Origin of the sequence: Glycomyces sp. YM15, assembly GCF_016918015.1 — a bacterium.
Lineage (GTDB): Bacteria > Actinomycetota > Actinomycetes > Mycobacteriales > Micromonosporaceae > Glycomyces.
Window position 1 is genome coordinate 14,239 of record NZ_JAERMK010000017.1, and the last position, 24,386, is coordinate 38,624.

The following is a 24,386-nucleotide window of genomic DNA, read 5'->3' on the forward strand; positions in this document are numbered from 1 at the left end:
CTACCACAGGTTGCTCACCTTCTGCGCGACGAAGCGGCGCACCAGCCGTCCCAGCCCGGAGGAGAGGACGTCCTCGATCGCGGCGAGGCAGCGGTGCACCTCTTCGAGCGGCGTGACGAGCGGCGGCCCGATCACGACCGGGTGCTCGCCGTTCAGGGTGTAGTACAGGTAGATCCCGTGGTCCTCGTACATCGCCTGCAGGAACGCCGAGGCGAGCAGCTTCTGCTGGAAGCCAGGGTCCTTGGCGAGCCCGCCGGGGACGAGCTTCATGAGGGGCTCGACGAACGACGGGCCGCCCTGCAGGAACAGCCCCCACAGGGCCCCCGCGCCGCGCACGTCCGCGACTTCGTCCGGGAAGGCCTTCGCGATCCGGTCGAGCCCTGGCGCGAGCACGGCCTCGATGGCGCGGGCCCGCGCGGGGTAGTCGTCCTCGATCGCGACGCGGATGGCCTCGATGGCCGTGGCGCACTCCTCGCCGAAGCCGTAGTAGGTCGTGCTCGTGGTCTGGAGGAGGGCGTCGCCGAGGTTGTCGTAGGCCTTGCGGTACACCCGGCCCCGCACCACGAACCCCGAGATCGAGGACTTCCCTCCGCCGAGCGCCTTCGAGGTGCAGAGGATGTCGGGGACGATGCCCTCGTAGCGCATGAAGTGGAACAGGCTCCCGGTCTTGCCCCACCCGGTGTAGATCTCGTCGAAGATGAGGACGATGTCCTCCTCGTCGCACAGCGCCCGCAGCCCCTGCAGGAACTCCTCGGAGCACTGGCCCATCGTGGAGGCGCTGAACGGTTCGATGAGCAGCGCGTACACGTCGCCCGGGTGGGCGGCGACGGCCTTGCGCACCGAGTCGAGGTCGTCGTAGACGAAGTCCTCGATGCCCGGGATGGTCGGGAAGCGGAACCCGTGCCCCTGGGCGGCGGTGAGTCCGCCGGAGCCGAGCAGCTTGCCGTGGAAGGCGGAGGTGGCGCGCAGGACCGTGCCTCGGCGGCCGCGGTGGTACTTGTATGCGCACTTGACCGCGCCTTCGATGGCCTCCGCGCCGGAGTTGGGGAAGAACGAGTGGTCGAGGTCGTCGGGCAGCACCTCGGCGAGGTTGTGGCTGAGCGCCGCCAGATAGGGGGAGAAGAACGTCTTGTGCACCTCCATGCGGCCGCGCTCAGCGAAGCGGCGGCGCGCCTCGAGGATGCGGGGGTGGTTGTGGCCGTGGTTGAGCACGCCCACCCCGCCGGTGAGGTCGGTGACGCGCCGGCCGCCCTTGAGGTGCAGGTAGCAGCCTTCGGCGTGGTCGACCAGTTCGCGGCCGAATCCGAACGAGGTCATGAGCGAGACCTGGCTGCTGTTGATGTAGCGCCGGTAGAGCTTCTGGACCTCTTTGAGGTCCATCGCCTCGGCTTCGTCGATGTCAATGAGTCGCATAGGGTTCGTTCCTCGTGGTGGGGGTGTGGCTCGCGGCGGGGCGGGAGCCCCGGCGCATCAGCGGCCCTGCGGCGATGCCGCAGACGAGGACCGCCATGAAGCACAGGTGGACGGCCGCGAACGGCACGGTCCGCGCGGGTCCGATGTGGCGCGCGGCGTAGCGGAGCAGGTCCGCATCCGAGGCGAGGGCGAAGGCGAGCGCAGCCGCGGTGACGAGGAGCGCCTGGGGGGCGAGCACCGCGACGGGCAGGGACGCGAGCGCGGCGGCCGTCGCCGCGAGCGAGCGCATCCGGTTGATGCGCTCCAACCGGACCCCGCGCGGACGCAGCGCGCTCAGCGGTGTGGAGCGCTTCCACTGGGTCCGCAGCGCCTTCGGCAGCGACGAGCCCGCGTCGTGGCTGCCCGCCACCGACTCGGCGATGACGATCGCCGCGCGCCCGCCCATCCGCGCCGAGTACTCCACGTCCTCGCAGTCGCGCAGCCGCTCGTCGAGCGGCCCGAACCGCTCGAACACGCCGCACCGCACGGCCGCGACCGCGAACACGACCACATTGGCCGGCCCGGCATGGCGGTGCCGCCAGAACGCCTCGCGCAGCACCAGGTACCGCTCGGTGATGCTCCTGCCGCGCAGGGGCTCGGGGTCGTAGGTGCCGTGCACGATGTCGATGTCCGGGCCGGATTCCATGAGTTCCAACGCATTCGCGACCGCGTCGGGCCGCAGTGCGACGTCGGAGTCCACGAAGAACAGGACTTCCCCGCGCGCGGCGGCGATTCCCGTGTTGCGCGCTCCGGACGGGCCGCGGTTGCGCTCCAATCGGATCACCTCGCATCCGAACTCGGCCGCGATCGCCGCCGAATCATCGGCACTGGCGTCGTCGACCACGATCACCTCGTCGGGCACCCGCGTCTGGTTCCGCAGGGCCCCGAGGCAGTCCCGGAGCGTCCCGGCCGCGTTGTGGCAGGGCACGATCGCGCTGACGAAGAGCGGTCCAGCGGCCGGCTCGCGCGGTCGGGCGGGGTCTCGTCCCATGGGTCACTCTCGCTCAGTTCCGTAGCACGGCAGGTGAATCTCTTGATACTGAACGTAATCGACCGTGCTGGACCGGGCCTCTACCGGACCTCGACCGGGTCTCTACACCACCTCTACCGCGCCACGACCGGGACTCGACCAAGCCTGAATCGAAACTGAACCACGTTCCGCGACGACGAACACGCGGAACGTGGTTCGATTTCGTTTCAGGCCGCCGTGAGTCGTTCGCGCACGGCCGCGTCCAGCTCGATCCCGGCCCCGGCCAGCGCCTCGTCCAATTGCGACACACTGCTGACCCCGAGGATCGGGATCACCGTCGCCGGGCCTGACGTGAGCCAGGCGAGCGCGAGCTGGTTCGGCGTCACCCCCAGCGCCGCCGCCTCCTCGCGCAGCACCGCGACCCGGCGTTCGGAACCTGCGTGGTCGTAGTCCACCGGCGCCCCGGGCGGCCTGCGATCCGACCTGGAGAACGCACCGTTCGACAACGGCGAGTAGGCGAACACCGGCAGGTCCTCGGCCACCGCGTAGTCCAGCAGTTCATCGCTCGCCGCGAGCTGGATCGACTCCGGCAGCGGCACGTGCAGCGGCCGCGGGTACAGGTAGGTGTGCCGCTGCTGGATCGCCCGGTACCCCTCGCGGGCCGCCCGCGCGGCGCCCGCCCGGGCCCGCTCGAGCCGCCAGCACGCGTGGTTGCTCGCGCCCAGGACCCTCACCGACCCCTTCTCGACCAGCCGGGCGAACGCGTCGACCGTCTCGTCCAGCGGCACCCCGCGGTCATCGGCGTGCGCGTAGTACAGCGCGACCGACTCGACGCCCAGCCGCTCCCTGCTGCGCTCGAACTGCTCGCCGATCCGCTCCGGCGCCAGGCCCTCCCGGTTCCCGCCGTGATACGGCTCGTCGGGGCGCGCGGGCGCGGCCCCGACCTTGGTGGCCACCCGCATGGTCCCGGCCATGCCCCGGTCGGCGAGCCAGCGCCCGATCAGCGCCTCGCTCTCCTCACCGGTGCCGCCGTCCGCCCAGAAGGCGTAGCAGTTCGCCGTGTCGAGCAGGTTCCCGCCGGCCTCGGCGTACCGGTCGAGCATGGCGAACGCCTCGTCCTCGCCCACGGTCGTCCCGAAGTACATGGTGCCGAGGCAGAACTGCGAGGCCTCGAACCCCGTCGCTCCGCCGATCTGGTGTCGTCGCATGTCACTCCTCGCTTTCGGCTCACCGCTGCTGTGCGGCGAGGGTCAGGTGCTCGGTCCACAGTTCTTCACGGGGACGGTCGGCCAGCAGGTCGAAGAACAGCTCCTGCGCCCGCTGGGACGGGCCGATCCCCAAGTCTTCTTTCAGTAGTGAGCGCAGGTCGTGGTAGGCCACGAGCGCTTCGCCGCGCCGGTCCTCCCGGTCCAGGCCCAGCATCAGGAGGATCCACAGTCGCTCCCGGAACGGATGCCGCCGCACCAGGGTCGCGAGTTCTGCCAGTGTGTCGCTGCGCCCGCCGACGCGCAGCCGCAGCGCCAGCGCGGTCTCGAGCGTGTCGAGGCGCAGTTCCTCCAGGCGGCGCCGCTCCTGGCTCGCGAGCGGCCCGGTCGCGCCGTGCAGCGCCTCGCCGCCCGACCAGCGGTCGAGCGCGCGGTCGAGCGCTTCCCGGGCCTGGCCGAGGTGCCCGGCCCAGAGCGCGGCCATGCCCGTGCGGCGGTCGGCCTCGAACTCCTCCACGTCGAGGGTGATGTCGCCGGGGGCGATGGAGTAGCCGGGCCGCAGGGACCGCAGGAGCCCGCCGCCTTCGGCACTGCCGGTGCGGCGGCGCAGGCGGCTGATATAGGTGTGGACGACGTTGACGGCGCTGGCGGGCGCGGCCGCGCCCCACAGGTCGGCGATCAACTGGTCGACGAGGACGGGCGAGCCGCGGCGGATGACGAGGATGCCGAAGCACTCCCGCTCGCGGGCGGGTCCGAGGTGGACGGGCTCGCCGTCGATGGACATTCCGATGGCGCCGAACAGGCGCACGGTGGTTTCAGGGGTTCTCATGCTCACCTTCAAGTCGAGGGGCGCGCCGGCCCGCGTGCGGCCGGGCTCGCCGCACTGGCCGACGCGGGTAGGGGAGCGGTCGGCGACCTCGTTGGCGCAGCGCTCCCACGGACCACGGTCAAGACATGGGATCTTGAGCTCTTCTATGGCTCTGCAGGGGGTTCGAGAGGTTTGTCAAGCCGCTCAGCCATGCTCGTGGCGGGGCCGGGGCGGTACCGATGTCATCCTAACAGGAGGGACCGACGATCTCGCTCCCATGCGATCACCGACGGTGAGAACCACTGGTGCTGAGCAGCGCATCCGTCGGGCTTGCCCCGCTTAGGGAGTCGTGTCGGCGGGAGTCGGGCAGGGCCGGCGCGGCTGCTCGAGGTGTGTCGGCGTTCGTCCCCGGCGGGCGCGCCCGGGGCGGGGCCAAGAGTCTCCGATCACCTCGTCGGCCTCGGCTCGCCGAAACTGTGAGCGCTCACGGAATCTCGATCAAATGCTATTGATATATTGACGTGTATCAACCGTGAGCGCTAACATTTCCTCGCATCCCGTCTCCTACGCGACTGGCCAGGTGCCATGCCAAACCTGCTCGAAACCGCGCCCCGACCGCGCTCCCGGCAGCGCCCGAGGCCCCGCGCGATCCTCGAGGCCTACGCGATGCTCGCCCCGAGCCTCCTCGGCTTCGCCGTCTTCCTCATCGCGCCGATCGTGATCGTCGTCCTCCTGAGCTTCTACGACTGGAACCTGCTGTCCGACCCCGAGTTCATCGGCCTCGAGAACTACCGGGAGCTGGCGGGGGACGAGCGGGCGCTCAAGTCGATCGGCAACACGTTCTACTACGTGCTCCTCAACATCCCCGCCCAGACCGTGCTGGCCCTGCTGCTCGCGCTGGCGCTCAACGCGAAGATCAAGGCCCGCAACGCTTTCCGCGTGCTCTACGTGCTGCCTTGGATGGCGATGCCGGTGGCCCTCGGCGTGATCTGGCGCTGGGTCTTCGACCCGCAGTACGGGGCCCTGAACCGCTTCCTCGACCTGTTCGGGATCGACGGCGCGGCCTGGCTGACCGACTCCACCTGGGCCATGCCGGTGATCGCATCGGTGAACGTCTGGCAGTACACCGGGTACACCATGCTGTTCTTCCTCGCCGGGCTGCAGGCCATCCCGGCCCAGCTCTACGAAGCGGCCGACGTGGACGGCGCATCGCCGCTGCACCGGTTCTTCGCGATCACGCTGCCGCTGCTGCGCCCGGCGATGCTGTTCGTGCTCATCACCAGCGTGATCGGCTCGTTCCAGGTGTTCGACACCATCCACGTGATGACCGCGGGCGGCCCGGCCGGGTCCACCGCGACGCTGAACTACCAGATCTACCTGGAGTCCTTCACGCAGCGCAACGCCGGGTACGCCGCGATGCTCGCCGTGGTCCTCTTCGCGATCATCGCGCTCATCACCATCGCGCAGGCCGCGTTCTTCCGTAAACGCACCACCTACGACTTCAGTTAGGGCCCAACGCATGAAGAAGCTCCCGCTCTACCTGGTACTGGTCATCGGCGCGCTGATCTCGGTGGCCCCGTACCTGATGACGCTCAACGGCGCCTTCAAGTCCAAACAGGAGATCCTGACCTCCGAGCCCTGGATGCCCCCGGTCGACCCGGTCTTCTCGAACTTCTCCGAGGTGTGGAGCCGCTACGACTTCGCCACCTTCGTGGCGAACTCGGTGATCGTGGCCGTGGCGGTCACGATCGGGCAGCTCGTGTTCTCCACCCTCGCCGCGTACGCGTTCGCGCGCCTCGACTTCCCCGGCCGCGAACAGCTGTTCTGGGCCTACATCGCGACCCTGATGGTGCCGCAGATCGTGACCCTCGTGCCCACCTTCATCATCGTGCGCGAACTCGGCCTGGTCGACACCCACATCGGACTCATCCTGCCGTTCGTGTTCGGCTTCCTGATGCCCTACGGGGTGTTCCTGGTGCGCCAGTACTTCAAGACCATCCCCGAATCGATCGAGCACGCCGCCCGCATCGACGGGGCCGGGACGTTCACCATCCTGTGGCGCGTCATGGTGCCGATGGCCAAGCCGATCCTCGGCACGCTCGCGATCATCAGCTTCGTGAACACCTGGAACAACCTTCTGTGGCCGCTCATCATCACCCACTCGGAGTCCACCAGGGTCATCACCCGCGGCATCGCGCAGATGCAGTCCCAGTTCAACCAGGAGTACCACCTCATCCTGGCCGCCTCCACCATGGCGCTCCTCCCGCTGGTCGCCGTCTTCCTGGTCTTCCAGCGCCACATCGTCCGCTCCATCGCCCTCAGCGGCATGAAGTGACGTCCCGCACCTCTCAACGACATGAAAGGCATTACGGCATGAACAAGACGCGCACAGCGGCCCTCGCCGCCCTCGCGCTCGCCCTCCCCGCCGGACTCGCCGCCTGCGGCGGCGACGACGACGGCCCGGTGACGCTGCGATACGCCTTCTGGGACGACAACCAGCGGCCCGCCATCGAGGCCATGATCGAGGCCTTCAACGAGGACCACCCCGACATCGAAGTGGAGCTCGAGCAGAACCCCTGGGAGGACTACTGGGCCGGGCTCGACAGCCGGTTCGCGGCCGAAGAGGCACCCGACGTGTTCTGGAACCACGTCTCGCGCTTCCCGACCTACGCCTCCAACGGCGTCCTCCTGCCGATCACCGATGACATCGAGGCCGACGGCGTCGATCCCTCGATCTACCCCGAGAACCTCTACGACTCCTGGCAGTACGAGGACGAGCAGTACGGTCTCCCGAAGGACTGGGACTCCATCGCACTCGTCTACCGCCTCGACGCGCTCGAAGCCGCCGGGATCGACCCGGCCACCGTGAACGACCTCGAATGGAACCCCGTCGACGGCGGCACCTATGTGGAGTTCCTGCGGAAGCTCACCGTCGACGCCGACGGCGACAACGCCCTGAGCCCCGACTTCGACCCCGAGAACGTGGTCCAGTACGGGACCGCGATGTCCTCCAACACCGGCCAGACCGACTGGTGGAACTACGCGGTCCAGAACGGCTGCTCCCTCCAGACCGAGCCCTGGGGCGACTACGCCATCGACGCCCCCGAATGCGTCGAGGCCATCCAGTTCACCGCCGACCTCTACAACAAGTGGCACGTCGCCGTCCCCGCCGAGTCCACCAACCAGCCCAACGGCGGCGTCCCCGGCGACTACGTCGTCCCCGGGCAGGCCGCGACCACGCTCGACGGCTCGTGGATGCTCAGCTTCTACCGCGACGGCCTCGAACCGGGTTCGTGGGCGGTGGCCGACAACCCCTCCGGACCCGTCGGATCCGGCACCGTCATCAACGGCCTCTCCAACGCGATCTACGCGGGCACCGAGCACCCCGACGAGGCCTGGGAGCTCGTCAAATTCCTCGGTTCCGAAGAGGCCCAGTCCATCGCCACCGGCATGGGCTCGGTCTGGCCCGGCGTCGCGTCCCTCAACCAGGGCTTCGCCGACTACTGGGCCGGCGAGGGCATCGACGTGACCGGTTTCCAGACCGCGGCCGAGGGCACCACCATCGGCTATCCGATGTCGATGAACGACGCCGCCTTCGGCACCGCCGCGATGGACGAGTTCAATCAGGTGTGGCTGGGGCAGAAGGACGCCCAGGAGGCGGCCGAGGCGGTCGTCGCCTTGGCCAACGCCGAATAGCCGCAACCGAACCGAAAGGCAATCGACAGCATGAGCGCCGCCGGCCCCAGACCCGTGAGCATCTTCGACGTGGCCAAGCGAGCGGGGGTGTCGCACCAGACCGTCTCGCGCGTCATCAACGACGCCCCGATGGTCGCCGACGCCACCAGGGCCCGGGTCAAAGCCGCGATCGCCGACCTGGGCTACCGGCCCAACCGGTCGGCCCGCACGCTCGCCGGCGGCGCCGTGCGGTCGGTCACCGTCTTCACCTTCGACACCTCCCTGTACGGCACGGCCGAGACGCTCCGCGGCATCGAGGACGCCGCCAGCGCCGCCGGGTTCACCGTGCTCATCTCCGTGCTCGATCCCGAGCAGACCTACACCGAGGGCGACATCCTCGCCCGCCTCTCCCACGACGGCGCCCCCGCGATCGTCATAGCCCACGATGAGACCACCACCCAGGCCCGGCGCGTCCTCAGGAACGCCCAGCCGGGCGCGGTCGTCGCCACCGGCGACGACCAGCTCGGCCGCGAACCCGATGCCGCCGACTGGCTCGTCCCGCTCGACGACCGCGCCGTCGCCAAGCGGGCGACGAAGTACCTCCTGTCCATGGGCCATCGAACCGTGCACTACCTCGCGATGCCGGGCAAGGCGCGACGTCAGGACGGCTGGGCCGAGGCGCTGGCCGAGGCGGGGGTCGAACCGCCCGAAGTGGTCCAGTCGGGCTGGACGATCGGGTCGGCGGCGGAGGCGGCGGCCGGGCTCGTCGCCGACTCCGAGGTCACCGCGATCATGTGCGGCAACGACGACCTCGCGTTCGGCGTCCTCCACGCCGCCCACCGCGCGGGGCGCGGCATCCCCGGCGACCTCAGCGTCATCGGCTGCGACGACAGTCCGATGGCCGCCTACCACGTCCCCGGTCTGACCACTATGGACCTCGATTTTCGCGGCGTAGGCCGCAGCGCCTTCGAACTCCTGCGACACAAGCTCGAAGGCGGCCCCGATCCCCGCCCGTCCTGGCGGTCTCCCGAACTCATCGTCCGGGAGACCTCGGGACCTCCTCGTCATTGACGACAACGAAAGGGCTGCAATGCATCCACTCCTCCGCAGAGGACTGGCGGCCACTGCCGTGACCGGACTCCTCACCGGTCTCGCGGCCGCACCCGCCCAAGGCCAGGACGCTCCCGTCCTCGCCGTCGACTTCGGGCGGCTCACGGGGGCGCCCGTCCACGGCGCCGTCGGCTCCCTGTACGGCATCTCCGAGAACGGCGTGCCCGGCGACAACCTCCTCGACCCCCTCCACATGTCCTCGATGGCCCCCAAGCCGACCGGCGGCACCCAGCACCCCAACGGCGACGCGAACGACGTCCTCGCCGCGCTCGCCGAGCACGACGGCGGCGACGCCTTCGTCAATCTCCAGGACTGGTACCCCGACTGGCCGTACCAGAACGATGGGATCGACGCCTATCTCGCCGAGGTCGAGGCGATGGTGCCGGTCATGGAGGCCTCCGAGCACGCCGACCGGCTGGTCTACGTGCCCTTCAACGAACCCAACTGGATCTGGTACAACCGCGGCGCCGACTACGCCGGGACCACCGCCCGCTTCTTCCACGACTGGGACCTCGCCTACGAGCGCCTGCGCGAGATCGCGCCGGACACCCCGATCGCCGGGCCCAACGAATCCCACTACGACGCCCGCTTCATGCGCGACTTCATGGAGCACACGGCCGCGGCGGGCACCGTCCCCGACGTCATCACCTGGCATGAGCTCTCCCCGGACTCGCTGCGGTACTACGCGGGCAACGAGGCGGACTACCGCGCGCTCGAGGCCGAGCTCGGCCTCGAGCCGCGCCAGATCAACATCAACGAGTACGGCAACAACCGCGACTTCGGGATGCCCGGCCAGATGGTGCAGTGGGCGGCGATGTTCGAGGACACCGACGCGCTCGCCGACATGGCGTACTGGACCGCCGCGGGCGGCCTCTCCGGCAACGCCCCGCAGACCAACGTCCCCAACGGCGGCTGGTGGTTCCTCAAGACCTACTCGCAGATGACCGGCCAGACCGCGCAGGTCACGCCCCCGCAGGACAACGCCGTCGACACCCTCCAGGGCATCGCCTCCTACGACGAGTCGAAGCGCCAGGCGCAGATCCTCCTCGGCGGCGGCTCCGGCGACGCCACCGTCGACTTCACCGGCCTCGACCTCGGCAAGAAGGTCACCGCCACGGTCCATGAGATCGCCTGGACCGGCAACGAGGGCTCCTCGTCCGCGCCGCGGGCCGTCGACCAGATCGCGTTGCGCCCGGGCAAGGACGGCGCGGCGAGCATCGACCTCGAGGGACTCGACCCCATGTCCGCCTACTGGATCACCCTCACCCCGGGCACCGGCGCCGCCGACCGCGTCGAGGTGCCCTGGTCCGGCACCTGGGAGGCCGAGGACGCCGCCATCACCGCGGGCACGGTCTACAACGAGGGCAGCGCCTCGAACCCGTTCGCCTTCCCCGCCTCCGGAGGCAAGAGCGTCGGCTCCCTGAACCGCGCCGACAGCCGCGTGGAGTTCACCGTGGACGTTCCCGAGTCGGGCGCGTACGACCTCACCGTCACCTACGGCAACACCTACGGCCGCGACCTCGCCGTAGGCGCCTCGCCGACCGAGCAGTTCCTCACCGTCAACGGCGGCGACGCCGCCACCGTCACCTACCCCTCGACCATGCAGTGGGGCTCGCGGGGCCAGGTCACCCTCCAGGTCGAACTCGAAGCGGGCCGGAACACCCTCGCGCTCGCCAAGAGCGACACCGTGGCCGGAACCGCCCACGGCGAGGCCGGCATCGACAAGATCGACCTCACCCCGTCCGTAGTGGACACCCACACCTACCCGGCCGTGTTCGCCCGCACCGAAGGCGACGCCGACTACCATTACGGCCGCCATGCGGGCGTCACGGTGAACGGCGACGAGCAGGTCGTCTTCGACGTCTACGCCCCGGCCGACGGCTACTACGAGGTCGCCGTCGACGCCGACGGCAAGGGCGAACTCATCGTCATCGGCCCGCACGGCGAGGACATCGCCTTCGAACTGCAGGACGAGCAGACCCTGGCCCTCCACGAAGGCGTCAACCGCATCGCCCTCAGCGCCGCCGGCCGACGCGGCCTCAACGTCCACGACCTCACCGTCACCGGCGACGGCGGCGACGCGGGCTTCACCCAGATCGCGGCCGCCGACGTCGAACTCGCCGGCACCGCCGCACTCACCGAGAACCCCTGGGCCACCGGCGGCCAGGCGATCACCGGCGTGGGCGGCGGCGAAGGCGACACCGCCACGCTCACCGTCGAAGCCGACGAGGCCGGGCCCCACCTGCTGCTCGTCCACTACGCCAACGACGAGCGCAGCGGCGGTCACGCCTACAACATCGACATCATCTCCCGCTACGCCGAGTTCACCGTGAACGGCGAACCCGCCGCCACGGTGCCCATGCGCGCCACCTGGAGCTGGAACGACTTCTGGTCCTACCCGCTCATCGTCGACCTCCAGGCCGGCGCCAACACCATCGAGATCGGCAACCCCGGTCTCCGCACCGACATCGGCGATCGCGAAAGCCGCGCCGCCGACTTCGACCACTTCGCGATCGCGCCGCTCCTGAACTAGACCCGGGCCTGGCACATTTACGACTCGCAAGCTTCGTCGAGGGGCCCGAGAGCCCGCCCCATCCAGTGGGGCGGGCTCTCACCACGACCGGCACCACCACCGAAAGTCTGAACCTCTGAAAGGACGTCCATGCCAGCGCAGGACACCCGCCTCTGGGCCATCGACACGCCGAACACGAGCTATGTCGTGGCCGTAGACGAACACGACCGCCTCCGCGGCCTCCACTGGGGACCCAGGCTGAGCCCCGAGCAGGCGCTGGCGCTGCTCGACCTGCCGGAGTCCCCGTTCCGGCCGGTCGTGGGCCGCGAGCCCCGATTCGACCTCGGTGCCGCATCGGCGTTCCAATACGGACACAACGGGCTCCAGGTCCGCTTCAGCGACGGCACGCGCGACCTCGAACTCGTCTTCGCCGAAGCGATCGAGCAGGACGGCGACCTCACCGTCGTCTTCACCGACCGCCACTATCCGCTCGAAGTGCGCACCCGCTATCGCACCCACCCCGGCTCCGACGTTATCGAACGCACACTCGCCTTGCGCAACACGGGCACCGAGCCGATCGAGGTCATCCGCGCCGACTCGGCGACCTGGGTCGTGCCCGGACTCGACAACCCGCGCCTGAGCCAGCTCCACGGCGAATGGGGCTCCGAAACCCAGCTCACCCGCACCACGATTCCATACGGGGAGACCGTGATCGGCTCCCGGCGGGGGATCACGAGCCACCAGGCGAACCCGTGGGTCGCCATCGACGACGGCGAGGCCACCGAGACGGCGGGCCCGGTCTGGTCGACCGCGCTCGCCTGGAGCGGGACCTGGCGCATCACCGTCGAGAAGGGCCCCACGGGCAGCGTCGTCGTCTCGGCCGGCTTCGGCCACGACCCGATCACGATCCGCCTGGGCGGGGGCGAGACGCTCGAGACCCCGATCGCGGCCGGGGTCCACACCGCGGGCGGCTTCGCGTCGGCCGCGAGCGCCTGGCACGACTACGCGCGCTCCCACGTCCTGCCGCATCCCGACGAGGTCCGCCCGGTCCTCTACAACTCCTGGGAGGCCACGGAGTTCGACTTCACCGCCGAGGACCAGATGCGGCTGGCCGACCGGGCGGCTGCCATGGGCTGCGAGCTGTTCGTCATGGACGACGGCTGGTTCGGCGCCCGCGTCAACGACCGGGCGGGGCTCGGCGACTGGACACCGAACCCCGACCGGTTCCCCGACGGCCTGGGGCCCTTGATCGAGCACGTCCACCGCCGCGGGATGCGGTTCGGGATCTGGGTCGAGCCGGAGATGGTCAACCCCGACTCGGACCTGTACCGGGCGCACCCGGACTGGGTCTACCACCAGCCGCACCGCCGCCGCAGCGAGGTACGGCAGCAGCTGGTGCTCAACCTGGCCCGCCCCGACGTGGCCGACCACCTCCACGCCCGCCTCGACGAGCTGCTGAGCCGGAACGAGATCGACTTCGTCAAGTGGGACATGAACCGGCCCTTCACCGAGGCCGGGTGGCCGGGCAGCCCGGACGCGGACCGGCTCTGGTTCGACCACACCCGCAACCTCTACGCGATCCTCGACCGGCTCCGCGCCGACCACCCGGATCTGCGCATCGAATCGTGCTCCTCCGGCGGCGGCCGGGTCGACTTCGGCATCCTCCGCCGCACCGACCAGGTGTGGACCTCGGACAACACGGACGCCGTCGACCGGATCGCCATCCAGGACGGCTTCGCGCAGGTCTACCCGGCGGGGGTCATGGGCGCGTGGGTCACCGACTCGCCGAACCCGTTGACGCGCAGGGAGGTGCCGCTCGACTTCCGCTTCCACGTCGCGATGGCCGGGGTGCTCGCCGTCGGCGGGGACCTGCGGATCTGGAGCGATGAGGACCAGGCCCGCGGCGCCGAGCTGGTGGCCGACTACAAGCGGATCCGTCCCACCGTGCAGCTGGGCCGCCGCCGTCCGCTGCGGGCCGGGGCGGTCACGGGCGTCCAATACGACCGGGGCGACCGGACGGTGGTCCTGGTCTGGCGCCGGGCCCGGGCGTTCGCCTACCCGGACCCGCTGCTCAAACTCCACGGGCTCGACCCCGACGCCCTTTACCGGGAGGAGCGCACCGGCCGCGTCCACCACGGCGCGATCCTCGTCTCGCACGGCCTCGAACTGGGCCTCGACCCGGCCGATTACGCGTCGGCGATGATCGAGCTGACCAGGCTCCCGTAGCCACGAGCGTCCAGTGGCGGCAGACCTGAACGGTCTGCCGCCATTTTTCATGCGCGCGTTCGCATATGCGCAACCCCTTGGTATTCGACGTCACCGAACTCGGATCTCTGTGGACTTCATATTGATAATGATTTCCGTTAGCATGATGAGGCGTCCCCGCCCACGACCCCGAAGGACCCCCGATGACCCTGACCTCAGCGCTGCCGCGAGCCGGAGCCCTCGCCGCCGCGCTCCTCCTCACCGCGCTGGCGGCGCCCCCGGCATCGGCCCAGACCGGCGACCGCACCGTCCTGTCGGTCGGCCACACCGACGCGATGCAGGTCCACCTCGACGGCGGCCGACTCAAGCTGCGGGTCAAGGACGACACCGGCGACGAGACCCGGTACCACCACCCCGACGACGTCCTCTTCCAGGTCCTCCCCGAAGCCAAGGCGACCATCCCCGAAGGCGGCCTTCTCGACTTCGTCGGAAAGGCGGGCGACCCGGTCTGGATCCTGCCGTTCACGCAGGACCACAGCCTGCTGTGGGCCGGCTGGAGCACCGAGCCGCTGAAATCCGGCCAGCTCGAGGACAACCGGATCCAGATGACCCTGGCCGGTGCCGAAGGCCCCGGCGACCTGGTCCTCTGGAGCCCCGGGAACCTCGGCGGCAACACCGTCCACTTCAACACCCGCGACGGCCTGCCCGACTCGATCAACGTGAACGTCAACTCCCACGTCCACTCCTCCTGGGGCTTCACCGCCGAAGGCGAGTACACGCTCACCTGGAAGGTCAGCGGAACCCTGGCCGACGGCACCCCGGTCGCCTCCCAGGAGTACGACTACCAGTGGGTCGTCGGCGACCTCCCCGGCGAGGACCCCGACCCGGTCGACCCCGATCCGGACCCCGGCACGCCCGGCCTGGACGACCGGCTCGTCCTCGAGACAGGACACGTCGACGTCTTCAACTCGAACATCGAGGACGACGGCACGCTCACCCTGAACCTCAAGGACGGCAGCGGCGTCCACGACGGCGGCGCGGTCTACCGGGACCCGGACGACGTGGTGTTCTTCGTGCCCCCGAGGACGAAGACGACACTCTCCGAGGGCCTGGTGTCCCAGCCGGGCTGGGAGACGATCGGCGCGGCCGGCGACCCGGTCTGGATACTCCCCGACACGGAGATGGACGGCCTGCTGTTCGCCGGCTGGAGCACCGAGCAGATCCTGGCGAGCGAACTCGCGAGCGACTCGATGTCCCTGGTGTTCAGCGCCGTCGAAGGCCCCGGCGATCTGCTGATGTACCAGGTCGACGACTTCGGAGGGGCCGCCGTCCTGGTCGACAGCAGCAACGGCCTCCCCGACGCCATCGGCACCCAGGCGCGCACGCACGCCCATGCCAACTGGATCTTCACGAAACCCGGCGTCTACACCCTGACCTGGCAGGTCGAGACGACCCTCGCCGACGGCACCGCAGTCGCCTCCACCCCTGAGGAGTACGTCTTCGTCGTCGAAGCGTGGCCCGCCGACGACCCGAACGACCCCGACGACCCGGGTAATCCCGACCTCGAGCACACCCAGACCATCACCGCCACGGTGGACACCGACGCGGGCGGCCTCGTCATCAGCGTCGACCCGAACGACCGCGACGTGGTCCTCCCCGCGCTGGCGCTCGACAGCACCGCCACCCGCTGGACCACCGAAGGCGAACTGCGACCGGTCACCGTCACCGACACCCGCTCGGCCGACCCCGGCTGGAACGTCGCCGCGCAGGTCTCGGAGTTCGCGGGCGACGCAGGCGGATTCAGCGGCTCCCACCTCGGCTGGCTCCCCGGCGTCGTGTCCACGGGCGACAGCCAGCAGGTCACGCCGGGCGCCGCCGTGCAAGGCGAACTCGACGGCGGCCCCGGCCTCTCCACCTCGCAGATCCTCGCCGCCGCCGCGGCCGGGTCCGGCAAGGGCACCTGCGTGCTCGGCGCCGACCTCCGACTGGACCTGCCCACCGACGTCGAGTCCGGGACCTACACCGCGCTCGTCACCTTCACCGCAATCTAGACAACTCGAAAGGAACCCCGCTTTGCGCACCATCGCGAAACTCTCCGCCGTAGCGGCAGCCGCCGCAGCGGTCCTCGCGGCCACCGCCGCCCCGGCCCTCGCCCAGGGCTCCAGCTGGACCGTCCTCGACCAGGGACACGCCGATGTGCTCGGCCTCGCCTATGAAGCGGGCGAACTCGAACTCCACGTCCACGACGAGGAGAACGACGTCGAATACGCCCCCTCCGAGGTGATCCTCAAGGCCAACAACGAAGCCAAGACCACGGTCCCCGCCGGGTACGACTTCATCGGCACCGCGGGAGAGGACGTGTGGATCCTGCCCGACACCGAGGTCGAAGGCCTCCTGTTCGCGGGCTGGGCCACCGAGGAGATCCTCCCCGGCGACTTCGCCGGCGACTCGCTCCAGATCACCGTCCACGACGCCTGGGGCGACGTCGACCTGTACACCGTGGACGACCTCGGCACCCCGAACGTCCTGTTCGACTCCGACGCCGGACCCGGTTCCTGGGACGTCACCGCCGCCAGCCACGGCCACCTGAACTGGGCCTTCGGCGAATCCGGCCTGCACAAGATCACCGTGGAAGCCGAAGGCGTGCTCGCCGGCACCGGCGAGACCGTCTCGACCGGCGAAGTCGACTACTGGTTCTGGGTCGAGGCCTAAACCCCGCACAAAGCGCTGATCACCGCCTGCCGATCCGCGGCCGGCCCGATCGGCCACCCATACGAGGGCAGGGCGGCCCGACACACTCCCCGGACCGCCCTGCCCCGCCCACCCGTCTCCAGAAGGGAACCCCATGCGAAACCTCGCAAAATCCTCCATCGTGGCCGGCGCCATCGGCGCCGTCGCCGCCCTGCTGTTCTCCGGAACCGCGCAGGCCGCCACCACCGTCAGCTCCGGGCACGTCGACGTCCTCGCACTCGCTTACGACGACACCGCGAACAAACTCGACCTCAACGTGAAGCTCTACGCCACCGGCCAGATCGTGGAACCGGCCGACGTGATCTTCGACGTCCACAGCGCACACCAGGTCACCCAGGCCAACGCCACGGCCTGCCGCTGGGACGCCGGGACGAACTGGGTCCTGCCCCGGCTCGAGACCACCGGAAAGATCTGGGCCGGCTGGAACACCGAGGGCCTCAACCGCGCCGACTTCGGCGGCAGCGTCACGGTCGACCTCCTCTCCTACACCGCCCCGACCGGCGGCCAGGTGTCGGTCTACGACGCCGCCACCGGCGTGACCCGCCTCCACACCGACCCGGCCTGCGACGACGGCACCATCGCCGTCTCCGAATCCCACCACCACCCGACCTGGGTCTTCACCGAGCCCGGCACCTACACGCTGACCTTCCAGCTCACCGGCACCCACGTCACCGACGGCGCGGTGACCTCCGACCCGGTCACCTACACCTTCGACGTCGGCTAACGACCGCATTCCCTCCCACAGAGGGGGGGGGGGGGGGGGGGGGGGGGGGGGGGGGGGGGCGGGGGGCCCCCCCCCCCCCCCCCCCCCCCCCCCCCCCCCCGCACCCCCCGATCCGAAAGTCCCCCCGTGAAACCCATTCCCGCGCTGAGTCTCAGAATCCTGAGCGCCGCCGCACTGGCCGCGTCCCTGACCGCCGCGGCGCTGCTCGCGGCGAATGCCGCCGCCGCCCAAGACGAGACGGCCGAGGAGCCCGCCGCCGTCACCTGGGGCGTCCTCCCGTCCAGTCAGGACGGACCGGACGGCCGGGCCGCCTTCGACTACGAGCTCGACCCCGGAGCGACCCTCATCGACTTCGTCGGCGTCTCCAACTTCGGCACCGAACCGATCACCGTCCGCCTGTACGCCTCGGACGCCTTCACCACCGCGACCGGCGCCTTCGACCTGCTGCCCTCCGGCGAGGTCCCGATCGACGTCGGCTCCTGGATCGGCTTCAACGAACCAGCACTCACGATCCCGCCGCAGACCCGCCTCGACGTGCCGTTCGCACTCACCGTCCCCGCCGACGCCACGCCCGGCGACCACGTGGGCGGCATCGTCGCGGCCGTCACCGAGACCGCCGCCGACGCGAGCGGCGACGAGATCCGAGTCGAGCGGCGCGTCGGCGCCCGCATCCATCTGCGCGTGACCGGAGACCTCGATCCGAACCTGATCCCCGAATCCGACGACGAGGCCTTCCATTACACCTGGAACCCGATCGAGCCCGGCGACCTGAGCTTCGAGTACTCGGTGGAGAACACCGGCAACGTCCGTCTCGAAGGGACACTCGTCGCCCGCGTCTCCGGCCCCTGGGGACTGCTCAAGAAGGAGTTCCACGTCATTGAACTCCCACAGATCCTCCCCGGCGATCGCTACGAGGGCACCGCGCGCCTCGAAGGGGTCTGGCCGCTCCTCTACGAGCACCTCGAACTGACCGTCCGGCCCGCAGCCGTCAACGAGGCCGACGACGAGGCCCGCCTGTCCTCGCGCTCCGACGAGACCGGCCTCTGGGCCCCGCCCTGGACGCAGGCGGCCGCCCTCGCACTGCTCGCCCTCACGATCTGGATCTGGGTCAAGGCTCGCAAACGCAAGCGCGGCAGGGCGATCCAACCCGCACCGGAACCCGAGCCCGAACCCAGGACCGAGCCCGACTCGGCCGAAGGCCCCGACGCCGACCCGGGCCCGGACCCGGACACACCGTCCGCGGCAGCACCAGCGAAGGAGCCCGCCGAAGCATGAGACGCACCCCCGCCACCCTCACCGCCGCGGCCTGCGCCGCCGCGCTGGCGCTCACCGGATGCTCCAGCGCGGGCGGCGGCAGCGACGGCGTCGACGTCGTCGTCACCACCGAACTCATCAAGAACTGGACCGAGACGGTCGGCGGCGGCCGCGTCAACGTCCAGACGATCGTCCCGCCCGGCGGCGACCCGCACTCCTACGAGCCCAGCCCGAACGACGCCGCCAAAGTCGCCAAGGCCGAGCTCGCCTTCACCAACCACCTGCTGCTCGAAGACCACCCGCTCATCAAGCTCTTCGACGCGAACGTCCCCGAGGACGCCCCCAACCTCTCCCTCGCCGAGAACGCGGAGCCATACGGCGCCAAGCTCATGCCGCTGGTCGAGAACATCAAACTCGACACCGTCTGGCTCGGTTTCGGCGTGCGCGGCGCGACCGAGACCCGCTCGGCCGAGATCGGCATCCGCCTCACCGACTTCACCGGCCCCGGCCAGGCCGCCATGTTCCTCACCGACGCCTTCGGCCGACCCGAGATCTACTGGAACACCGCCGACGGCCTCGCCGAGGACGACGTCATCACCCTGCCGCCCAACGCGCACACGCACGTCAACTGGACCTTCACCGAACCCGGCGTCTACACCCTGACCACCGCCGCCACCCTCACCGACGACGGCGCCGCCACCGACGCGGGCACCGCGACCTTCACCTACGCCGTCGGCGTCAACCCGCGCGAAGTCCAACCCGGCGCGACCGTCCTGGACAGCGGCCACGCCGACCTCACCGTCGACCTCGACAGTGCTTCGAACGGCACCGGCGGCTTCATCGTCCGCGACGACGACCGAGGCGAGCTCGCCACCGACTCGGTCGTGATCGACGTGCCCACCAAGGCCGTCGAGGTGATCCCCGAAGGGGAGCAGTTCGCGTTCCTGGGGGCGGCGGGGGAGGAGATCCACCAGCTCCCGCAGGCCGTCCTCGGAAAGCACGTGCACGGCGAGATCGACCCGCACCTGTGGCAGGACGTCGCCAACGCGAAGGCCTACGTCCAGGTCATCGCCGACGCCCTCATCGAACGCGACCCCGAAGGCCGCGAGACCTACGAAGCCAACCGCGACGCCTACATGGCCGAACTCGACGACCTCGACGCCGAAGTGGCGGCGGCGATCGCGTCCATCCCCGAGGCGAACCGCCAGCTCATCACCACCCACGACGCGTTCGGCTACCTCGCCGACGCCTACGGCATGCAGATCGCCGGGTTCGTCGTCCCCAACCCGGCCGCCGAGCCCAGCGCCAAGCAGGTCGAAGCCCTCACCGAGACCATCGCGGACCTCGAGGTGAAGGCCGTCTTCGTCGAACCCAACCTGCACGCCCGCGCCTCAGTGCTGCGCCAAGTGGCCGAGGACCAGGGCGTCGAGGTCTGCACCCTGCACGGCGACGCACTGCCCCAAGACGCACCGACCTATATTGACATGATGCGGCAGAACGCCTCTGCGCTGAGCCGCTGCCTGGGAGGAGACCGATGAGACGACACCACCGGACGGCGGCCCTCGCGGGGGCCGCCGCGCTCGCGGCGGGCCTGTACGCCGCGCCCGCGAACGCCCAAGGGGCCGAGGGGATCGCGGAGTTCGAGTCCGCCGGGTCGCGACTGGAGATCAACGCGCCGGGCGAACTCGACACGGTACCTTCGATCGTCCCCGAACGCGAGGACTTCGCGTTCCTCGGCGACGCCGGTGACCTCGTCTGGGTCGCCGGGACCACCGACGGCCAGACCTTCCCGATGCTCGACGCGAGCGACACCGACGCCGATGTCGAAGTGTCCCTGGCGAAGACCGAAGGCCCGGGCGAAGCCTGGCTGTACACCTTCGAAAGCACGGGGACCGCCGTGCCGCTCGCCACCACCGCCGACACCGCCACGTTCACACTCACCGCCGGCACCGCCACCCCCGTCGTCCTCGCCGTGAACGCGCCCGGCCAGTACACGCTCGAACTCGTCGCCCGCGAGGACGGCGACGCCAAGGGCTCGGTCCCCGCGACCGGCCGCGGCCAGGCCTCCACCGCCGCCCGGGCCACCTACAGCCTCACCGCCGAAGCCGCCACCGTCCAAGAGGCACAGGCCGTCGCGACCGGCGGGAACCGCGGCGGCGCGCAGGCCGACACCGCCTGCGAGATCGTCACCGACGGCCACGTCGACATCGGCCCCCGCTTCGTCGACGGCACCTGGACCGCCCAGTTGCGCGACGACCGGGCCTCCGAATCGGTCTGGCGCGAACTCGAGGACGTCGTGCTCCAGGTCCCCGACACCGCGCTGTTCCCGATCCCCGAAGGCGACTTCGGCTTCCTCGGCGCCCCGGGCGACGAGATTTACATGCTCCCGCAGGTCCAAGCCTCCGGCATCGTCTGGCCCGGCTGGAACACCCAGGACTCCAGCGTCATCGACGGCGTCCCGGGCGCGGTCGAATGGAACCTGACCGAAGTCGACGGCCCAGGCGACTTCACGATCTTCCTCACCGGCACGTTCGGCGGCGCCGAAATCCTCTTCGACTCCGCTGCGGCACTGCCACAGACCGTCTCGATCCCGCGCAACACCCACGCGCACGGCAACTGGACCTTCTCCGAACCCGGCGTCTACCGCCTCACCGTCGAATTCGCCGCCACCACCGGCGACGGCACGACGGTGACCGACACCAAGGACCTCCAACTGGCCGTCGGCGCCGCCGCGGACCCGAACGCGGCCTGCTCCGGCGACGGATCCGGCGACGACAACGCCTCCGGCGACGACGACAAGGGCGGCATCATGCCCACCACCGGCACCGGCTGGCTCCTGTGGGGCCTCGGCGCGGCGGCCGTCGCGGTCGTGGCCGGCATCCTCATCATGGTGGCGACCCGCAAGCGCCGCAACGCGACCACAACCGCAGTCGAGGAATCCGATGCGAGCTGAACTGGAAGGCTCCGGCCTGGAAGTCTCCGGAGTCGCCGTCACCTTGGGCGGCAACCAGGTCCTCCACGACGTGGACCTGGCCGTCGCCCCCGGAGAGACCGTGGGCCTCATCGGCCCGAACGGCGCGGGCAAGACCACGCTCCTACGCGCCGTCCTCGGCCTGCTCAACCCTGACACCGGCACCGTCCGCATCGCCGGGAGCCCGCCTCGCGGGGCCCGCGGCCGCCTCGGCTACGTCCCCCAGAAACACGAGTTCGCGTGGGACTTCCCGATCACCGTCGGTGCGGCGGTGCTCAACGCCCGCACGGCGACCCGCTGGATGGGCGGCCCGCGCAAAGCCGACCGCGAGGCCGCGGCGCGAGCCGTCGATCGCGTCGGTCTCGCCGATCTCGCCACCCGTCCGATCGGGGCGCTCTCGGGCGGCCAGCGCCAGCGCGTGCTCGTCGCCCGCGCGCTGGCCCGCGAACCCGGGCTGCTGCTGCTCGACGAACCGTTCACCGGCGTCGACGTCCCGACCCAGGAACTCCTGGTCGGGCTCCTCGCCCAGCTCGCCGAGGAAGGCACCGCGATCCTGATGACCACGCACGACCTGGCCCAGGCGCGGGCGGTCTGCACGCGACTGTGCCTGCTCAACCGCACGGTGGTCGCCGACGGCCCGCCGTCCCGACTGGACGACCCGGCGTTGTGGCTGCGGGCCTTCGGGGTCGCCGAATCCGAGCTGCTGCTCACCGGTACCGCGAAGGAGACGGCATGATCGAGTGGCTCACCGAGCCGTGGCAGCTCGCGTTCATGCAGCGCGCGTTCGCCGTCGCGCTCATCTCGGCCGTGGTGTGCGTCGTGGTCGGCGCGTTCGTCGTGCTGCGCGGCATGGCCTTCATCGGCGACGCCGTAGCCCACGCCGTCTTCCCCGGCGTCGCGGTCGGGTTCGTGCTGCACGCGAACCTCTCGCTCACCGGAGCCGCGGCGGGGATCATCACCGCCGTGGCGATCGCGCTGATCAGCCAGACGCGGAGGCTCAACGAGGACACCGTGATCGGGATCTTCTGGGCAGGCTCGTTCGGCCTGGGCATCGTGATCGTCTCGACCCAGGACGCTTACACGGGCGACCTCACCTCGTTCCTGTTCGGACAGATCCTGGCGCTCGGTGACGGCGACGTGATCGCCGTGGCGGTCGTCGGCGCGGTGCTGGTGGCGCTCACGTTCCTGTTGCGCCGCCAACTGATCGCGGTGAGCCTCGACCGCGAGACGGCGAAGGCCTCCGGACTGCCGGTGCTGGTGCTCGACATGGTCCTGTACGCGATGGTGACGGCCGCGATCGTGGTGGCGCTCCAAGCGGTCGGGAACGTGCTCGTCCTGGCGCTGCTGGTGACCCCGGCGGCGACGGCCCGAATGGGCACCGAGCGGCTCGGCACGATGACCGCCGTCGCGTGCGTCCTGGCGGCGTTCGGATCGATTGCGGGCCTGTATATCTCCTATCACTACAACCTGGCGGCCGGAGGCATGATCGTGCTGGTCCTGACGGGCATGTTCCTACTCGCCTGGCTCGCCGCCCCGAAGCACGGCCTCCTCTGGAAGCGCCGCTCGAAGGAGGCGGCCGCCCCGGCGGCGCAGTAGCCGGACCGGACGGGGGGAGGCAGTCCTCGCCTGGCACACCGCCACCCCCGCCCGGTCTTTCGGGTCCGTCACGACGCCTCAGGGCTCGTCACCTTCTGGCGGGATAAGACTTCGTATGGGTTGCAGGCAACCAGCGACGAAGTGGCGAAGGTCTACTCTGGGCGCGCGGCGCAGGCGGGCCTGATGTTGGGGCCGGGTTCAAGCGGTCAGCGACGGAGCGGTGAGGATGAGGTCGTGGGCGTGATGCCGCCGTGCGGGCTGGCTGTCGGTCGCGGTCAATGCGATCAGCGACTGGAGTGGCGGGATTCGGGTGCGTTGCCGTCGCTGAGGCCGGACTCGGGATCCCGGCAGGAGTTGGGGCGCTCGCCGCGATAGCGGCTCGGGCCGGATACGGGTCCCGGGCGGTGCGCTCGTGTCGCTGACGACGCCGGTGGCGCTGGTGCTGCTGGTGGCGGTGGTGGCGTCAGCTGGGTGGCGCTGGTGGTGCGGGCCGGGGCTGGTGGTCGCTTCCGGTCGGGCCGGGCGGGTCCGTCTCGATGCCGCAGCGGCGGAGTGGTCGGTAGCACGGGAGCGGTCAGCTGCCGAGTTCGGCTCGGTTGCGCTCTTGTCCATGTCCATGTCCGTGTGCATGGTCGTGGTCCTCATGCGCCTGTGTCGCCTCCTTCCCGCTGCTCCGCTTGCTTCCCTCGCTGGCCCTGCTGGCCCTGCTGGTCTTGCTTCGGCTTCCGGTTCCGGCCCTTAGGCTTTCACCTGGCCGCGCGCCGTTCCTGCCAGGTGCTGGTGCCTGCCGTCCCTGAGGAAGTGGTGCGGCCGCCCGGTGGATGCCGGTGGCGGGTTCGCCTCCCGAGGATCGCTTGCCGTTCCTGGGATCCGTCCTGCAGTCGCGCGGGCTTGCGGGCGCGGCGCTGCCGGGACGGGGTGGTGTTCGCCATGGACGTGCTCGCGGTGTCGCCGTACCGAGTCCTCTATTCGCTCGGTGTGGCCTCACCGCTGACGCTGGCGGGTCGTGCTCGAATCGCAGGTGCCCCCGTGTGGGGCGCTGCCTTCTGGTTGGGGTGATCCCAACTAGGATCGTCCACCCAGTCACGGCCCATCGGGGGCGCGGACAGCTGCGGGCGATGGCACGGGGGTGAGATCGGACGCCTCCAGTGGA

19 protein-coding genes are annotated in these 24,386 nt (G+C 70.2%); 14 read left to right on the plus strand and 5 right to left on the minus strand.

All coding sequences use genetic code 11. From position 1 onward, the window contains the following. The 4 genes from JHY01_RS18295 to JHY01_RS18310 all read right to left on the minus strand — a co-directional run bounded on the left by JHY01_RS18295 (window position 1) and on the right by JHY01_RS18310 (window position 4,456). The gene (locus JHY01_RS18295; protein WP_205327112.1) at window positions 1-1,413 is read right to left on the minus strand and encodes an aspartate aminotransferase family protein; all 1,413 of its coding nucleotides are present in this window, start codon (window positions 1,411-1,413) and stop codon (window positions 1-3) included. Continuing rightward, window positions 1,400-2,443: a glycosyltransferase family 2 protein gene (locus JHY01_RS18300; RefSeq protein ID WP_205327113.1), complete on the minus strand. Its 1,044-nt coding sequence runs from the start codon at window positions 2,441-2,443 to the stop codon at window positions 1,400-1,402. The genes JHY01_RS18295 and JHY01_RS18300 overlap by 14 nt, the downstream gene beginning before the upstream one ends. Window positions 2,444-2,649: 206 nt before the next feature. Next, window positions 2,650-3,630 carry an aldo/keto reductase gene (locus tag JHY01_RS18305; protein WP_205327114.1) on the minus strand — a complete coding sequence of 327 codons (981 nt, stop codon included), beginning with the start codon at window positions 3,628-3,630 and terminating at the stop codon, window positions 2,650-2,652. Between the two features lie 19 nt (window positions 3,631-3,649). Continuing rightward, window positions 3,650-4,456, minus strand: coding sequence for a BTAD domain-containing putative transcriptional regulator (locus tag JHY01_RS18310; RefSeq protein WP_205327115.1), 807 nt, complete (start codon window positions 4,454-4,456; stop codon window positions 3,650-3,652). Window positions 4,457-5,020: 564 nt separating this feature from the next. Here JHY01_RS18310 and JHY01_RS18315 point away from each other — a divergent pair. From JHY01_RS18315 to JHY01_RS18380, 14 genes are all read left to right on the plus strand, one after another. After that, entirely contained in the window at window positions 5,021-5,944 is a 924-nt protein-coding gene (locus tag JHY01_RS18315; RefSeq protein WP_205327116.1) for a carbohydrate ABC transporter permease, read from the plus strand. 10 nt (window positions 5,945-5,954) lie between these two features. Beyond that, window positions 5,955-6,770, plus strand: coding sequence for a carbohydrate ABC transporter permease (locus JHY01_RS18320; RefSeq protein ID WP_205327117.1), 816 nt, complete (start codon window positions 5,955-5,957; stop codon window positions 6,768-6,770). 38 nt (window positions 6,771-6,808) lie between these two features. Beyond that, complete coding sequence (locus tag JHY01_RS18325) at window positions 6,809-8,131, plus strand: sugar ABC transporter substrate-binding protein (protein WP_205327118.1); 1,323 nt, start codon at window positions 6,809-6,811, stop codon at window positions 8,129-8,131. A 30-nt stretch (window positions 8,132-8,161) separates the two neighbouring features. Further along, the gene (locus tag JHY01_RS18330) at window positions 8,162-9,181 is read left to right on the plus strand and encodes a LacI family DNA-binding transcriptional regulator (RefSeq protein ID WP_205327119.1); all 1,020 of its coding nucleotides are present in this window, start codon (window positions 8,162-8,164) and stop codon (window positions 9,179-9,181) included. 19 nt (window positions 9,182-9,200) lie between these two features. After that, window positions 9,201-11,753: a CBM35 domain-containing protein gene (locus JHY01_RS18335; RefSeq protein WP_205327120.1), complete on the plus strand. Its 2,553-nt coding sequence runs from the start codon at window positions 9,201-9,203 to the stop codon at window positions 11,751-11,753. Between the two features lie 129 nt (window positions 11,754-11,882). Next, window positions 11,883-13,958 carry an alpha-galactosidase gene (locus JHY01_RS18340; protein ID WP_205327121.1) on the plus strand — a complete coding sequence of 692 codons (2,076 nt, stop codon included), beginning with the start codon at window positions 11,883-11,885 and terminating at the stop codon, window positions 13,956-13,958. 182 nt (window positions 13,959-14,140) lie between these two features. Continuing rightward, window positions 14,141-15,988 (plus strand): choice-of-anchor M domain-containing protein, encoded by a 1,848-nt coding sequence (locus tag JHY01_RS18345; RefSeq protein ID WP_205327122.1) that lies wholly within the window; start codon window positions 14,141-14,143, stop codon window positions 15,986-15,988. 22 nt (window positions 15,989-16,010) lie between these two features. After that, window positions 16,011-16,649: a choice-of-anchor M domain-containing protein gene (locus JHY01_RS18350; RefSeq protein ID WP_205327123.1), complete on the plus strand. Its 639-nt coding sequence runs from the start codon at window positions 16,011-16,013 to the stop codon at window positions 16,647-16,649. Window positions 16,650-16,782: 133 nt separating this feature from the next. Further along, a complete protein-coding gene (locus JHY01_RS18355; protein ID WP_205327124.1) occupies window positions 16,783-17,412 on the plus strand; it encodes a choice-of-anchor M domain-containing protein in 630 nt (209 codons plus the stop codon). Window positions 17,413-17,538: 126 nt separating this feature from the next. Continuing rightward, on the plus strand, window positions 17,539-18,687 hold the full coding sequence (locus JHY01_RS18360; RefSeq protein ID WP_205327125.1) for a WxL protein peptidoglycan domain-containing protein: 1,149 nt from the start codon (window positions 17,539-17,541) through the stop codon (window positions 18,685-18,687). After that, window positions 18,684-20,204, plus strand: a complete 1,521-nt coding sequence (locus JHY01_RS18365; RefSeq protein ID WP_205327126.1) for an anchored repeat ABC transporter, substrate-binding protein — start codon at window positions 18,684-18,686, stop codon at window positions 20,202-20,204. The genes JHY01_RS18360 and JHY01_RS18365 overlap by 4 nt, the downstream gene beginning before the upstream one ends. Next, window positions 20,201-21,619, plus strand: a complete 1,419-nt coding sequence (locus tag JHY01_RS18370) for a TIGR03773 family transporter-associated surface protein (RefSeq protein ID WP_205327127.1) — start codon at window positions 20,201-20,203, stop codon at window positions 21,617-21,619. The genes JHY01_RS18365 and JHY01_RS18370 overlap by 4 nt, the downstream gene beginning before the upstream one ends. Then, entirely contained in the window at window positions 21,609-22,373 is a 765-nt protein-coding gene (locus JHY01_RS18375; RefSeq protein WP_205327128.1) for an anchored repeat-type ABC transporter ATP-binding subunit, read from the plus strand. Before JHY01_RS18370 ends, JHY01_RS18375 begins: the two co-directional genes overlap by 11 nt. Continuing rightward, the gene (locus JHY01_RS18380) at window positions 22,370-23,233 is read left to right on the plus strand and encodes an anchored repeat-type ABC transporter permease subunit (protein ID WP_205327129.1); all 864 of its coding nucleotides are present in this window, start codon (window positions 22,370-22,372) and stop codon (window positions 23,231-23,233) included. The genes JHY01_RS18375 and JHY01_RS18380 overlap by 4 nt, the downstream gene beginning before the upstream one ends. A gap of 198 nt (window positions 23,234-23,431) precedes the next feature. Here JHY01_RS18380 and JHY01_RS18385 read toward each other — a convergent pair whose 3' ends face one another. Continuing rightward, entirely contained in the window at window positions 23,432-23,878 is a 447-nt protein-coding gene (locus tag JHY01_RS18385; protein ID WP_205327130.1) for a hypothetical protein, read from the minus strand. Window positions 23,879-24,386 lie beyond the last annotated feature (508 nt).